This is a genomic window from Methylobacterium currus (genome assembly GCF_003058325.1).
GTDB lineage: Bacteria > Pseudomonadota > Alphaproteobacteria > Rhizobiales > Beijerinckiaceae > Methylobacterium > Methylobacterium currus.
In genome coordinates, this window is the sequence record NZ_CP028843.1 from 2,548,498 (window position 1) to 2,562,244 (window position 13,747).

Genomic DNA, 13,747 nt, shown 5'->3' on the forward strand with positions numbered 1-13,747 from the left:
CCCCGATGCGTGCCCTGCGCTCCGCCCTCCTCGCCCTGGCGCTGCTCATGCCCGTCGCCGCCGGCGCGGTGCAGCCCGAGGAGGTGATGAAGGACCCGAGCCTGGAGAAGCGGGCTAGGGCGATCTCGTCCGGCCTGCGCTGCCTCGTCTGCCAGAACCAGTCGATCGACGATTCCGACGCGCCGCTCGCCCGCGACCTGCGGCTGATCGTGCGCGAGCGCCTGCGCCAGGGCGACGACGACGACGCGGTGCTGCACTACGTGGTCCAGCGCTACGGCGAGTTCGTGCTGCTGCGCCCGGTCGTCGCCTGGCACACCGCCCTGCTCTGGCTGACCCCGGTCCTGGTGGTGGGCCTCGGCGGTCTCGCCCTCGCCGCCGCCGCCCGCCGGCGGAAAGCGCCCGCGCCCAAGGCCCTCTCGGCCGCCGAGGAGGAGGCGGTCGCCGACCTGATGCGCCGGGCCGAGCCGCGGTGAGCGGCAGCCTCACCGACATCGCCGGCATCCGCGTCGGCCACGCCGAGGATGCCCGCGCGCTCTCCGGCGTCACCGCGATCGTCTTCGAGGCGCCGACAGTGGCGGCAGTCGATATCCGCGGCGGCGGGCCGGGCACGCGCGAGACCGACCTCCTCGATCCCGAGCGCACCGTGCCGGGGGTCGACGCCCTCGTCCTGTCCGGCGGCTCGGTCTTCGGGCTCGATGCCGCCGCGGGCGTCGTCGCCCGGCTCGCCGAGACCGGCCGCGGCTTCGCGGTCGGCGCGGCCCGGGTGCCGATCGTGCCGGCGGCGATCCTGTTCGATCTCCTCAACGGCGGCGACAAGGATTGGGGCCGCTTTCCCCCTTATCGCGACCTCGGCTACGCCGCGGCCGTCGCGGCGAGCGCCGGTCCGGTGCCGATAGGCTCGGTCGGGGCCGGGCTCGGCGCCCGCACCGCGAACCTCAAAGGCGGCCTCGGCAGCGCCTCGGCCCTGGTCGAGGGCGTGGGTGCCCGCGTCGCCGCCCTGGTGGCGGTGAACGCGCTGGGGCGCGTCACGGTGGGGGACGGCCCGCATTTCTGGGCCGGGCCGTTCGAGGAGGGGGCCGAGTTCGGGGGCTTAGGCCCCGCGCCACAAATTCCGCCCGACGCCTTCGCCTGGCCGGCAAAGCCGATGCCCGGCGCCAACACGACGATCGCGGTGGTCGCGACCGATGCCCGCCTGACCAAGGCCGAGGCCCGCCGCCTCGCCGTGATGGCGCAGGACGGCCTCGCCCGGGCGATCGTGCCGGCCCACACGCCCCTCGACGGCGATCTGGTCTTCTCCGCCGCGACCGGCGCCGTGCCGCTCGCCGACCCGGTCGGGGACCTGGCACGCTTGGGCGACGCCGCGGCGCGGGTGCTGGCGCGGGCGGTGGCGCTCGGGGTCTACCACGCGCGCGCCCTGCCGGTGGCGGGCGCGCAGGCCGCGTGGCGGGACCGGTTCGGGGGGTAAGGAGGGATGCGCTCGTCGCCCGATCCTACGCCCTCCCCGTCCCGGCCCGAAACGGGCCTGCACGACTGAAGCGAAGCGGGAAGAGATCCGGGAAAGGGCCGGGTTCGCGATGCCGAAGGGCGGGCACCCGCTGCCGGACGCCCACCACTTCCCCCTCAGAACTGGTACCGCAGCCCCGCCGTGACCCCGTGGGCCACCCCGGCCCGGGTGCCGATCGCCGCCTGGTAATCCACGCGCCAGCCGAGCTGCTCGGTCAGGCTGCCCTGGAGGCCGAAGCCGGCGGTGACGAAGTCGGACTTCAGGAACGGGATCGCGGCCGTGGCGGCGGCAAGCGGGTTCTGGACGCTGGCGAGGCGGAACAGGCCGGCGCTCTGCCGCGGCCCGAGGCCGAGATTGTAGGCCACCCGCACCGAGGGGACGATGCCGCCGAACCCCGTATAGGCGAGCTCGGCGCCGAAGCGGGCGGTGGTCTGGAGCACCGTAATCCCGCCATACGCCACGTTGTTGCCCGCAGCCCCCGTCTCGGTGAAGCCGCTGACGCGCGCCGAGTAGTGGCTCAGGCCCGCGAAGGGCATCAGGCGGAACGCGTCGCGGTCGAGGATCAGGCCGGTCTCGCCGTCCAGCGCCAGCGCGGTGGCGGAGGTCTTGGCGTCGGCCGTCAGGCCGTAGGCGGCCGGACGGCGCAGACCGGAGAGGTCGATGATCGGCGCGCCGCCGACGATGCCCTGCGCGTAGAAGGTCGGGCCGTAATAGCCGCCATAGGCCGCGACCGTGAAGGCGCTCTGGTCCTGGCGGAAGCCCTGCGGCCGCGAGAGCGAGCCGCCGCCCCCGCCGACCGCGAGGCCGGCCCGCCACGGGCCGGTGAGCGGCAGGTCGAAGCCGGCCGAGCCTTGCGCGATGGTGCGGTCGAGGGACAGGCCGCCGTTGCGCGGCTGGTCGGCGAAGACGACATCGCCCCCGACCCAGAGCGCCGGGCCGGACGTGCCCCAGGCTCCCTGGCTGGCCAAGCCGGCGCTGCGGCGCAGCGCCGAGAGGTGGTCCTGCATGCTGCGGGTCGCGGACGCCGCGACGCCGACGGCGCCGGCGCCGAGACCCTGCAGCACCGTCGGCGCCGTCGCCTTCATCACGGCGAGCGAGAGCGGATCGACGTAGGTCGGCAGGGTCAGCCGGTAGGCGAGCAGGATGTTGTCGTTGTTGATGCCGGCATCGTAGGGCTGGCCGTTGATGGCGCCCTGGCGGGTCAGGAAGTCGTTGTCGTTGCCGACGAGCAGGAAGTAGTCGTTGGGCGCCCGCTCGCTCAGGACCGGCACGAGGCCCATCGCCTCGATCTTCTCCGGCAGGGTGGTCTGGCTCGCCGGGTTGGTGGTGAGGTTCATCCCGAAGCGGTTGAGCTGCACCGGGTTGAGGATGTCGACGACCTCGGTGGTCTTTACCGGGGTGAGGCCAGCCCGCAACGTGCCGTTCGGCGAGATCGGCGTCGTGCCGTCATAGGGGCCGCCGGCGATGTTGGTGGCCCCTGCCGTGTCGACGAGGAGCACGCTCTTGTAGACGATCGGCGTGGTGTTGCCGGTGCCGAGCCCGTTCGAATCGCGCGACAGGACCAGGAACTGGGTGTCGTTGAGCGCCAGCATCTCGCTCTGGGCCGCGGTGCGGTTCGGCGCCCCGCCATTGCCGTTCTGGTTGTAGACCGGCAGCTGCAGCACGTATTCGCGGCTCGGGGCCGAGGGGGTCGGGCTGCCGGAAACGTCGTAGTAGAGGATGCGGGTATTGGCCCGCTGCTGCTGGTTCGGGCCGGAATCCTGGAGCGTCGCGCTCTGCAGGATGGCGACGAGGCCGCGCCCGTCCGGCGTCAGCGCCAGCGCCTCGAGGCCCTGGTTGTTGCGCCGGCCCGTATCGGGCGGGGTGAGCGAGTTGAAGTTGAGCTGGCCGTTCGTCACCGGCTGGAGCGCCGCCGGGATGCCGATCAGGCCCTGCAGCTGGCCGCTGCGGTTGAAGTAGTAGATGTTCGGGCCGTACTCATCGCTGACGTAGAACGAGCCGTCGAGGCGCCGGGCCAGGCCCTCGGCATCGAGGCTGATCCGCCCGGCGCTCGGGCCGGCGGCGGCCGACGGCAGCACGGCGCCGAGCTGGCGGGTGGTGCCGGCCGCCGGATCGAGGCCGCTGAAGCGCTGGCCCTTGGCGTCGGTGAGCACGATGCCGCCATCCGGCGTCAGGGTGATCTGGCTCTGCGAACTCGTCGCCTGCGGCAGGGCGGCGGCGCCGGTATAGGGCGTGAAGCGCAAGGTGAACCGGTTGAGCCGGCCCGCATAATCGCTGAACAGGCCGCCGTCCGGGTTGTTGTAGCCGCGGTCGGGCAGCGTGTAGAGCGTGCCCGCATAGGTGTCGCCGGTGCGCCGCCAGGTCGCGAGGTCGACGGCGAGCGACGAGAACGAGCCGAGGGAATCGCCGAGGAAGTCCCGGGTGGTGGCCGGCAGCCGGGCGACGCCCTGGAGACCCTGGTTGACGAGGGTGGTGCCGCCGGCATTCACCGAGACGGGACCGTCGATGGGCTGCAGGTTCGGCACCCGCGCCTCGATCGACTGGCCTTGCGCGAGGCCCGCGCCCGCGATCAGGCTGCCCGCCGCGAGAGCGGCGCGGATGGAGATGGTGGTCACGATTCGCCCCCGAGCTGACTTCGCGGCAGCGATGGGGCGGGTCGGTGACAGTCGCGTGACGGAGTGTGGCCGATCGGCACCGAACGGAACCCGGTGCGGCGTGCGGGCCACGGTTGCGCCGACGGCCTCGCCCTGCGCGGCCGGCCGTGGCAGAAGCCTCCCGCGAGGCGGTCGCCTCGCCCGATCAACGGAGGCGACGGACCGGTGAGCTACCTGGTGGTCTTTCTCGGCGCCGGCCTCGGCGGGGCGCTGCGCCACGGCGTCAATCTCTGGGCGGCGCGGGCGGGCAGCAGCTTCCCGTTCGGCACGATGCTGATCAACATCGCCGGCTCGGTCATGATGGGGGTGCTCACCGGCTGGTTCGCCGCCCGGGGCGGGGGGCCGCAGGCCCTGCGGCTCTTCCTCACCACCGGCATCCTCGGCGGCTTCACCACCTTCTCGACCTTCTCGCTCGAGGCCTTCCTGCTCTGGGAGCGTGGCGCGCACGCGGCGGCGCTGGCCTATGTCGCGGTCTCGGTGGCGGCCGGCATCGCGGGCGTCGCGGTGAGCCTCCTGGTGCTGCGCCAGCTCGCGTGAGGCGGGCGCCGTCGCATCCTGCGCGGGTTGACAAGCGGGGGGATCGCAGGCGGAGTCCTTCCCAAGATGAGCGACACCGTCCCCCGTCCAGAGGCCGAGAAGCCCCGCATCGCCATCACCTACTGCACCCAGTGCAACTGGCTGCTGCGGGCCGGCTGGATGGCGCAGGAGCTGCTCTCCACGTTCCGCGACGCCCTCGGAGAGGTGGCGCTGATCCCCGGGACCGGCGGCGCCTTCGCGATCACCTGCGGCGATGCCCTGATCTGGGAGCGCAAGCGCGACGGGGGATTTCCCGACATCAAGACCCTCAAACAGCGGGTGCGTGACCGGATCGAGCCCGGCCGCGACCTCGGCCACATCGACAGGGCCTGACGCCTTGACCATGCCGCGCCGCCCGCGCGCCGCCAGGGCCTCCAGGACAGAGTCATGAGGACCACGCCATGATCCGCCGCCGGCTCAACGCCCTGCGGCGGGACGGGCTGTCGACGCAGGTCTACCTCGTCGCCCTGGCGATCGCCCTGATCGGGCCGGGCCTGATCTTCACCGCCGTGCTGCTCGGCCGCTACGCCGCCCTGGAGCGGGTCCGCTTCCAGCAGGATGCCCGCGAGAGCGTGCGCGGCATCGCGCTCAGCATCGACCGGGACATGGCCGGGCTGGTCTCGGTGCTGCAGACCCTCTCGGCCTCGCCGCGCTTGCGTCAGGCCGGATTTGGTCAGGACACCCTCGGCGGGTTCGAGACCCAGGCCCGGGCCGTGACGGAGACGACGGGCCTTCGCCTCTCGCTGCGCCGGCGGGACGGGACCCAGCTCGTCAACACCGCCCTGCCCCCCGGCGCGCCGCTGCCGCAGGACCCGCATCCCGAGGATGCCGCGGTGCTGGCGACGAAGCAGCCGGTGATCGGCGGCGTCCGCGCCGGCGCGCCCGGGCAGCCGCCGACCTACGACGTGGCGGTGCCGGTGACGATCGACGGGGCGCCGGCCTACGTGCTCAGCGTCACGGTGCCGGTGGACCGGCTTCACCAGATCCTGGTCCAGGACCTCGCGCCGGGCTGGACCACCGCGGTCGTCGACCGCAGCGGCCTCCTGCTCGCCCGCTCGGAGGACCATGCCAGCCTCGCCGGCCAGCCGATGCAGGCGGCGTTGCGCGGCCACCCGACCGGCGCCGCGGACATCTGGGAGGGGATCGACCGGCGCCGGCGGCCGGTCCTCTACGTCGAGACCACCGCGAAGGCGGCGGGCTGGACCGTGGGCGCCAGCATCCCCCGGCAGCAGGTCGAGGCGCCCCTGCGCACCTGGGTCCTGGCCTTCGGGGGGTTCGGGCTCCTGGCGCTGGCGGTGTCGTCGGCGCTCGCGGTGACGCTGTGGGCGCGGGTCGCCGAGCCCCTGCGCCAGCTCGCCGCGGCGGGCGGGGCGCTCGCCGCCGGCCAGCCGGTGCCGCGGGTCTCGACGCCGATCCGCGAGATCCGCCAGCTCGCCGACACCCTGGCCGACGCCTCGCAGAGCCTGCGCCGGCGCATCGCCGAGCGCGACCAGGCGCTGGCCGAGCAGAGCCGCAGCCTCGCCGCCCTGCGCGAGAGCGAGGCGCGCTTCCGCCACATGGCCGATTCCGCCCCGGCCCTGATCTGGATGACCGACGACGCGGGCGAGGTCGTCTTCGTCAACCTCCACTACGACTACCTGTTCGGCCGCTCGACCGAGACGCTGAGCGGGGGCCGCTGGCGCGAGATCGTCCATCCGGACGACCTGCCCGGCTTCGAGGCGGCGTTCGAGAGCGCCTTCGCCGCGCGCACGCCGTTCCGCCACGCGACACGGGTGATCGACCGGCACGGGGCGACGCGCTGGATCCTGTGCGAGGGCGTCGCCCGCCTCGACGATCACGGCCGCTTCCTCGGCTATACCGGCTGCAACGTCGACATCACCGAGGCCAAGGACGCCGAGACCGCCCTGCGCGAGGGCGAGGAGCGCCTGCGGCTGGCGCTGGCCGCCGGGCGGCTCGGCACCTGGGAGATCGACCTCGCCTCCGGGCAGCACCGCCTCTCGGCCCGCTCGGCCGAGATCTTCGGGCAAGCCCCCCTCTCGCGCGAGGCCTGGACCCGCACCGTGCATCCGGAGGACCGGGCCCGGATCGAGGCGGCGCTCGCCGCCCTGCTCGCGGGCGAGGCCGAGTACCGCACCGAGTTCCGGATCCGGACGGACGGATCGCCGCTGCGCTGGGTCAGCGCCCAGGCGATCGTGCAGCGCGATGCCGGCGGCCGGGCGCGGCGGGTGATCGGCATCCACCAGGAGGTGACCGAGCGCAAGCGGGCCGAGGAGCACCTGCGCCTGCTGGTCCACGAGCTGAACCACCGGGTGAAGAACACGCTGGCCACCGTGCAGTCGATCGCGATGCAGAGCCTGCGCGGCCTCGACGGAGTACAGGCCGCCAGCGCCAAAACGGCTTTCGAGGCGCGGCTGATCGCGCTCGCGCGCGTCCACGACGTGCTCACCCGCGAGAGCTGGGAGGGAGCGGAGCTGGCCGAGGTGGTGAAGGACGCCCTCGCCCCCCTCGACGGGCCGGGCGCGCCCTCGCGCTTCGCGGTCGGCGGGCCCTCCTTACGCCTGCCGCCCCGCATCGCCCTCTCCATCGCCATGGCTTTGCACGAGCTCGCCACCAACGCGGTCAAGTACGGCGCCCTCTCGGTGCCGGCGGGCCAGGTCGCCCTGTCGTGGAGCGTCGCCGACGGGTGCCTCTCGCTGCGCTGGCAGGAGCGCGGCGGGCCGCCGGTCGTCCCCCCGACCCGCACCGGCTTCGGCTCCCGCCTGATCGAGCTCAGCCTCGCCCGCGAGCTCGACGGCACGGTGAGCCTGAACTTCCCGCGCGAGGGCGTGGTCTGCACCATCGTGGCGCCGCTCGCCGAGCCGGGCGGGATCCGTCCGGAGCAGCGGGCGGAGAGCGGTGCCGCCCCGGCCCGGCGCCGGGCGGCAGGGCAGCCGTGAGGCTGACGTCGGCCGGACGGTCGATGGCGGCCGGAGGGAATCGTCCCATATCGCCGGGAGCCGAGGGCCCGTCCGCGCCCGGCGCCGGACGGACCCGCCGATGATCCCAGACTCGACGCCAAGCCCCTCGGCCCGCCGGCCGCTCGGCGCGCGGCTCGGCCCGGTGCGCAGCCGGGCCGGGCTGACCGCCGCGGGGGCGGCCCTGCTGCTGCTGGTCGGGTCCGCCAACGGGGTGCTGCTCGCCTGGCAGAGCAGCGTCCAGCACCGCATCACCCACACGCTGACGGTCGACCGGACCCTGATGCAGGTGCTGGCCGACCTCCTGGACAGCGAGACCGGGCAGCGCGGCTACCTGCTCACCGGCGATCCGGCCTTCCTGGTGCCCTACACCGCCGGGCAGGCCCGGATCGCCGCGGAGCTGCCGGTGCTGGACGCGGAGCTGCGCGCCTCCCCGACTCAGGAGGCCCGCCTCCGCGCGCTCCGCCCCGCCATCGACCGCAAGTTCGCCGAGCTCGACCGGACGCTCGCCCTCGACCGCGCCGGCGACCGGGACGGCGCGCTGGCCCTGGTGCGGGCCGGCGAGGGCAAGGCGGAGATGGACGGGATCCGCCGGATCATCGAGTCGATGCGCGCCCAGGAGGACGACCTGCTGGTGGGCTACCAGCGGCACGCCCACCGGATCGAGGCCTTGGTCGGAATCGGCAGCGTCGTGTCGGTCGGCATCATGGCGCTGCTCGCGGTCCTCGCCTTACGCGAGACGGCGCGGCGGGCGGCCCTGTCGCGCTTCCTGCCGGCGGAGCTGGCGCCCCTCCTCGAGCGCGGCGGACTGGAGCGGGGCGGCGGCCTGCGGCTCGGCGAGCGGCGCCACGCGGCCATCGCCTTCGTGGACATGCGCGGATCCACCGCGATCGCCGAGCGGGCCGATCCCGAGACGGTGGCCCTCCTGGTGACGGGGTTCCGGCGCTGCGTCGCCCAGGCCGCCCGGGAGACCGGGGGCGTGATCGACAAGTTCATGGGCGACGGCGCCCTGGTGGTGTTCGGCGTGCCGGAGGCGCGGGCGGACGCCGCCGCCCAGGCCATCGCCTTCGCGGGACGGCTGGAGGGGCTGGTGGCCGAGTGGAATGCGGGCCAGCGCGAAGCCCCGGTGCGGATCGGCATCGGGGTGCATTGCGGCGAGGTGTTCGTCGGCGTGGTCGGCGACGACGACCGGCTCGAATTCACCGTGCTCGGCGACGCGGTCAACGTCGCGGCCCGGCTCGAACAGGCGACCAAGACCTTCGGCACCACCACGCTGGTGTCGCAGGCCGCGCTCGATGCGGCGCGCGTCTCCGGCGCGGAATGGCGCGAGGTCAGCCGCCAGCCGCTGCGCGGCCGGCAGGAGGCCTTCCCGATCTACGGTCGGGCTGCCTGAGAAGGGCGGGAGAAAAACGACGCGGGACGGGGTAGCGGTCCCGGCCGGTCTCTGCTATCGCAGCCGCCCCGGCCGGGTCGGCTCGAAGACGATCCGGCGGTGGAAGGCGCACCAGCTCTTGCCGTCCTGCACCGGCGCACCGCAGCAGACCGCACGGTCGTTGGGTTCGCCGATGATGAATTTGCAGACGAAGGCGCCCGACTGGGCGAACGGAACCCGGAGGCTCGGGGAGGGCTCCTCGACGGCGTCTGCGGTCACGATATGCGACATGCGCACGAGCTGGTTCATCGGGTACTGACTCGCTGGCCTTCCGTCACCCTCGACCAGAAGGGCACCGGGCCGGTTCGTGGAGGGCAGGTCCGTCACCGGATTCTCCACCCATGAGATCCGCGGCCCTTGGGACCCGTGCGCACACGCGTCGCAGGGGCAGCGGTGATCGTATGAATTTGGGGTTGCGTCTCGCAGAACGCAAGCCCCCTAAGCATTTACGTGTGGTTTTCGACAGCCCGGACGTGTCCGCGGCGGCTCCGGCCCATCCCCTGCGGCGTCATCGACTTGCCATCTGGGCGCCTTATCCTTGCTGGATCCGTGACGCCACGAGTGTGCCCCGAGTCCAGCATGTCCGATGCCGCCCTCGCCCCCGATCGCACCGGCGCGGCGCATGGTCACGCCCGCTCCGGTCCTCGCCTCGACCACGGCGTGCACCCGGTGGCGACGATCGGCTTCCTGGCGGTGCTGGCCGCCGGGCTCGCCTATGGAGGCTACAACCTCGTCGCCGACATGCAGGAGGCCGGCCAGCCGCCGCTGGCCCTCGGGGCCTTCGCGCTGCTCGGCCTCGCCCTCCTCATCGCCCTCGCCTTCGAGTTCGTGAACGGCTTCCACGACACCGCCAACGCGGTGGCGACCGTGATCTACACCCATTCGATGCCGCCCCTCGCCGCGGTGATCTGGTCGGGCGCGTTCAACTTCCTCGGCGTCATGGCCTCGACCGGGGCGGTGGCCTACAGCGTCGTGACGCTGCTGCCGGTGGAGCTGATCCTTCAGGTCGGCTCAGGCGCCGGCTATGCGATGATCTTCGCGCTCCTGCTCGCGGCGATCGTGTGGAACCTCGGCACCTGGGCGCTTGGCCTGCCGAACTCCTCCTCGCACGCGCTGATCGGCTCGGTGATCGGCGTCGGCCTCGCCAACCAGCTGATGGCGCCGGGCCACGCCGCCTCGGGCGTGGCCTGGGGACAGGCGGCCAACGTCCTCGAGTCGCTGCTGTTCAGCCCGATCGTCGGCTTCGTCTGCGCCGCCCTCCTGCTCCTCGTGCTCAAGGTGCGACGGCCCGACCTCTACCGCGCGCCCGAGGGCGATGCGCCGCCGCCGCTCTGGATCCGGGGCCTCCTGATCCTGACCTGCACCGGCGTGTCCTTCGCCCATGGGGGCAATGACGGCCAGAAGGGCATGGGCCTGATCATGCTGATCCTGATCGGCGCCGCCCCCACGGCCTACGCGCTCAACCGCACCATGCCGGATTCGAGCACGCCCGCCTTCGTGCAGGGCTCACAAGCCGCGAGCCGGGTGTTTCGCGACCACGCCGGCTCCGCCGCCGTGCCCGACGCCGCCGGCGCCCGGGCCAAGATCGGGGAGACCTTGAAGGCGGAGGCGCCGGCCAAAGCCCTCGCCGCGCCGGAGGCCGTCGCGGCGCTCGCCGGGCTCGCGGACGACATCGCCGCCGAGGTGAAGAACTACGGCGCCATCCGGCACGTGCCGGCGGAGGCGACGCAGAACCTGCGCAACGACATGTATCTCGCCAGCGACGCGGTGCGGCTCCTCACCGGCGAGCATTCGCCCTTCTCCGACGCCGAGCAGAAGACCCTCAAGGACTACCAGCGCACCCTCGACGACGGCACCCGCATCATCCCGACCTGGGTCAAGGTCGTGGTCGCCCTCGCGCTCGGCCTCGGCACGATGGTGGGCTGGAAGCGGATCGTCGTCACGGTCGGCGAGCGAATCGGCAAGCAGCACCTCACCTACGCGCAGGGCGCCTCCGCCGAGGCGGTCGCCGCCGGCACGATCGGCCTCGCCGAGGCCTACGGGATGCCGGTCTCGACCACCCACATCCTGTCGAGCGGCGTCGCCGGCACGATGTGGGCCAACGGCACCGGCCTGCAGAGGACGACCGTGCGCAACCTGGCGCTCGCCTGGATCCTGACCCTGCCGGCGGCGATCACGCTGGCGGGTGTCCTGTACTGGGGCTTGCGGCAGGTCTTCTGAGGGATCCGTTCCGAGGCGCGACCGGGCTGGCAACCCGCCCCCCATCGGTGTAACCGCCCGGGGCGGGCACGTTCAGGCCCGCGCCAGGGACCCGCCATGCGCTTCCTCGTGACAGGCACGGCCGGCTTCATCGGCTTCCACCTCGCCCGGCGCCTGCTCCGGGCCGGCCACGAGGTGGTGGGGGTCGACGGGCTGACCGACTACTACGACGTCGCCCTGAAGCGGGCCCGGCTGGCGCAGCTCGAGCGCCTGCCCGGCTTCTCGTCGCACGCCTTCCTGCTGGAGGAGCCCGGCGCCTTCATGGCGCTGATGGCCGAGGCGCGGCCGGAGATGGTGGTGCATCTCGCCGCCCAGGCAGGGGTGCGCTACAGCCTGGAGCACCCGGAGGCCTACGTCTCCGGCAACGTGGTGGGCACCTTCCAGGTGCTGGAGGGCTGCCGGGCGCATCCGGTGCGCCACCTGCTCTTCGCCTCGACCTCCTCGGCCTATGGCGGCAACCGGACGGTGCCGTTCCGCGAGACCGACCGGGCGGTGTGGCCGCTCACCATCTACGCCGCCTCGAAGATCGCCGGCGAGGCGATGGCGCATTCCTACGCCCACCTCTGGAAGATCCCCACCACCGCGTTCCGGTTCTTCACCGTCTACGGGCCGTGGGGCCGGCCCGACATGGCGTTGTTCCTGTTCACCCGAAAGATCCTGGCCGGCGAGCCGATCGAGGTCTACGACCACGGCCGGGCGGTGCGGGACTTCACCTATATCGACGATCTCGTCGAGAGCATCTCTCGGCTGATCGACGCCCCCCCTCCCCCGCCCGGCTCGGGAGGCGTCTCGGCGGCCGATACCCTGAGCCCGGTCGCGCCCTACCGGATGGTCAATATCGGCGGCGGCCGGCCGGTGAGCGTCGCGGCGATGCTCGACGCCCTGGAACAGGCCCTCGGCCGGACGGCGCGGCGCCACCTGCGCGATTTGCCACCCGGCGACGTCGAGCGGACCGAGGCGAGCACCGACCTCCTGCGCGACCTCGTCGGCTACGTGCCGGCGACGCCGCTGGAGGCGGGCATCCCGGCCTTCGTCGCCTGGTACCGGGAGCATTACGGCATGGGTGCGTAATCACCGGCTTGTCAGGGGAGCCGTGACAGTGCTCAATCCCCCGATGCCCCGCAGCCTCGATCCCGAGACCGTGCCCGCCCCCGACGCGGCGCCGCGCCAGACCCGGCGCTACGCCCAGAAGCGCGACGCGATCCTCCACGCCGCCGCCGCCCTGATCAACGAGGCCGGCGTGAAGGGCACGACGCTCGCCGACGTCGCCCGCAGCGTCGGGCTGATGACGAACAGCGTGACCTACTATTACCGTCGCAAGGAGGATCTGGCGGCGGCCTGCTTCCTGCACACGATCGGGGTGCTCGACGGGCTGGTGGCCCGGGCCGAGGCGGCGCCCGACGGGCCGGCGCGGCTCGCCCGGCTCCTCGACCTCGCGGTCGCCCACCGGGCCGCGATGGCGGCGGGCGAGGAACCGGACATCGCCGTGCTCAACGACGTGCGGGCGCTCCCCGCCCCCCAGGCCGAGAGCGTCTTCTCCGCCTACAACGCGCTCTTCCGCCGCCTGCGCGGCCTGTTCGACGACGACGGCCTCGACCGGCAGGACCGCAACGCCCGCACCCACCTGCTGCTCTCGGTGATCCACTCGACCCGGCTGTGGATCCACCGCTACGAGCCGCGGGACTATGCCCGGGCCGGCGTCCGCATGGCCGACCTCCTCACGAGCGGCCTCGCGGCCCCGGGCTCGGAGTGGCGCCCGGTCCTCCTGCCCGAACAGGCGCCGCCGGAGGAGAGCGAGGTCTCGCCGGAGGCGTTCCTCCGTGCCGCCACCATCCTCATCAACCAGCAGGGCTATCGCGGCGCCTCGGTGGAGAAGATCTCCGGCCTCCTCAAGGTCACCAAGGGGTCGTTCTACCACCACAACGACAACAAGGACGACCTCGTCGCCAATTGCTTCGCCCGCAGCTTCGCGCAGATCCGGGCGGTGCAGGACGCGGCGGATGCAAACGGCGGCAGCGGCTGGGACCGAATCTGCACCGCCTCGGCGACGCTGGTGCGCAGCCAGCTCGGGCCCGGCGGGCCGCTCCTGCGCGTCACCGCCTTCAGCGCCCTGCCGGAGGCCCTGCGCACCGAGACGCGGCGCACCATGAACCGGCTGACCGAGCGCTTCGGCTTCTGCCTCGTCGACGGCATGGTCGACGGCTCGGTGCGGCCGCACGATGCCGGCATCGCCGCCCAGCTCGTCTCCAGCATGGTGAACGCCGCCGCCGAGCTGCCGGCCTGGGTGCCGGGCGTCACGCCGGACAATGCGGCCGACCTCTATGCCCGGCCGCTGTTCCTGGGGCTCTTCGCGCCAGCGGCGCGGTGA

General features: G+C 73.3%; 11 protein-coding genes. 9 read left to right on the top strand and 2 right to left on the bottom strand.

Translation table 11 applies throughout. The annotated features are described in order from the left end of the window. The first annotated feature begins 5 nt into the window (after positions 1-5). Together DA075_RS12100 and DA075_RS12105 are read left to right on the top strand one after the other, a co-directional pair. Positions 6-473, top strand: coding sequence for a cytochrome c-type biogenesis protein (locus DA075_RS12100; RefSeq protein ID WP_099953440.1), 468 nt, complete (start codon positions 6-8; stop codon positions 471-473). Next, positions 470-1,465 (top strand): P1 family peptidase, encoded by a 996-nt coding sequence (locus tag DA075_RS12105; RefSeq protein ID WP_099953441.1) that lies wholly within the window; start codon positions 470-472, stop codon positions 1,463-1,465. Before DA075_RS12100 ends, DA075_RS12105 begins: the two co-directional genes overlap by 4 nt. Positions 1,466-1,620: 155 nt before the next feature. On the opposite strand, the gene DA075_RS12110 is transcribed toward DA075_RS12105, so the two are convergent. Continuing rightward, positions 1,621-4,119 carry an esterase-like activity of phytase family protein gene (locus DA075_RS12110; RefSeq protein WP_099953442.1) on the bottom strand — a complete coding sequence of 833 codons (2,499 nt, stop codon included), beginning with the start codon at positions 4,117-4,119 and terminating at the stop codon, positions 1,621-1,623. Positions 4,120-4,323: 204 nt separating this feature from the next. Here DA075_RS12110 and crcB point away from each other — a divergent pair, with 204 nt between their 5' ends. From crcB to DA075_RS12130, 4 genes are all read left to right on the top strand, one after another. Further along, positions 4,324-4,695, top strand: coding sequence for a fluoride efflux transporter CrcB (gene crcB, locus DA075_RS12115; RefSeq protein ID WP_099956556.1), 372 nt, complete (start codon positions 4,324-4,326; stop codon positions 4,693-4,695). Positions 4,696-4,761: 66 nt separating this feature from the next. Beyond that, positions 4,762-5,067 (top strand): Rdx family protein, encoded by a 306-nt coding sequence (locus DA075_RS12120; protein WP_099953443.1) that lies wholly within the window; start codon positions 4,762-4,764, stop codon positions 5,065-5,067. Between the two features lie 68 nt (positions 5,068-5,135). Next, complete coding sequence (locus DA075_RS12125) at positions 5,136-7,670, top strand: sensor histidine kinase (protein ID WP_099953444.1); 2,535 nt, start codon at positions 5,136-5,138, stop codon at positions 7,668-7,670. Between the two features lie 100 nt (positions 7,671-7,770). Continuing rightward, entirely contained in the window at positions 7,771-9,081 is a 1,311-nt protein-coding gene (locus tag DA075_RS12130) for a CHASE3 domain-containing protein (protein ID WP_123834266.1), read from the top strand. A gap of 54 nt (positions 9,082-9,135) precedes the next feature. Here DA075_RS12130 and DA075_RS12135 read toward each other — a convergent pair whose 3' ends face one another. After that, positions 9,136-9,369, bottom strand: coding sequence for a GcrA family cell cycle regulator (locus DA075_RS12135; protein WP_048430796.1), 234 nt, complete (start codon positions 9,367-9,369; stop codon positions 9,136-9,138). Positions 9,370-9,699: 330 nt separating this feature from the next. Between DA075_RS12135 and DA075_RS12140 the strand changes: the two genes are divergently transcribed. The 3 genes from DA075_RS12140 to DA075_RS12150 all read left to right on the top strand — a co-directional run bounded on the left by DA075_RS12140 (position 9,700) and on the right by DA075_RS12150 (position 13,747). Continuing rightward, the gene (locus tag DA075_RS12140; RefSeq protein ID WP_099953446.1) at positions 9,700-11,340 is read left to right on the top strand and encodes an inorganic phosphate transporter; all 1,641 of its coding nucleotides are present in this window, start codon (positions 9,700-9,702) and stop codon (positions 11,338-11,340) included. A 96-nt stretch (positions 11,341-11,436) separates the two neighbouring features. Further along, a complete protein-coding gene (locus tag DA075_RS12145; protein WP_099953447.1) occupies positions 11,437-12,450 on the top strand; it encodes an NAD-dependent epimerase/dehydratase family protein in 1,014 nt (337 codons plus the stop codon). A 28-nt stretch (positions 12,451-12,478) separates the two neighbouring features. Beyond that, complete coding sequence (locus tag DA075_RS12150) at positions 12,479-13,747, top strand: TetR/AcrR family transcriptional regulator (protein WP_232388477.1); 1,269 nt, start codon at positions 12,479-12,481, stop codon at positions 13,745-13,747.

What these genes read in the sequence shown, in the direction of transcription:
- DA075_RS12100 (WP_099953440.1), top strand. Translation starts at nt 6, where the DNA reads ATGCGTGCCCTGCGCTCCGCCCTCCTCGCCCTGGCGCTGCTCATGCCC.
- DA075_RS12140 (WP_099953446.1), top strand. Translation starts at nt 9,700, where the DNA reads ATGTCCGATGCCGCCCTCGCCCCCGATCGCACCGGCGCGGCGCATGGT.
- DA075_RS12130 (WP_123834266.1), top strand. Translation starts at nt 7,771, where the DNA reads ATGATCCCAGACTCGACGCCAAGCCCCTCGGCCCGCCGGCCGCTCGGC.
- DA075_RS12120 (WP_099953443.1), top strand. Translation starts at nt 4,762, where the DNA reads ATGAGCGACACCGTCCCCCGTCCAGAGGCCGAGAAGCCCCGCATCGCC.
- DA075_RS12125 (WP_099953444.1), top strand. Translation starts at nt 5,136, where the DNA reads ATGATCCGCCGCCGGCTCAACGCCCTGCGGCGGGACGGGCTGTCGACG.
- DA075_RS12145 (WP_099953447.1), top strand. Translation starts at nt 11,437, where the DNA reads ATGCGCTTCCTCGTGACAGGCACGGCCGGCTTCATCGGCTTCCACCTC.
- DA075_RS12135 (WP_048430796.1), bottom strand. Translation starts at nt 9,369, where the DNA reads ATGAACCAGCTCGTGCGCATGTCGCATATCGTGACCGCAGACGCCGTC.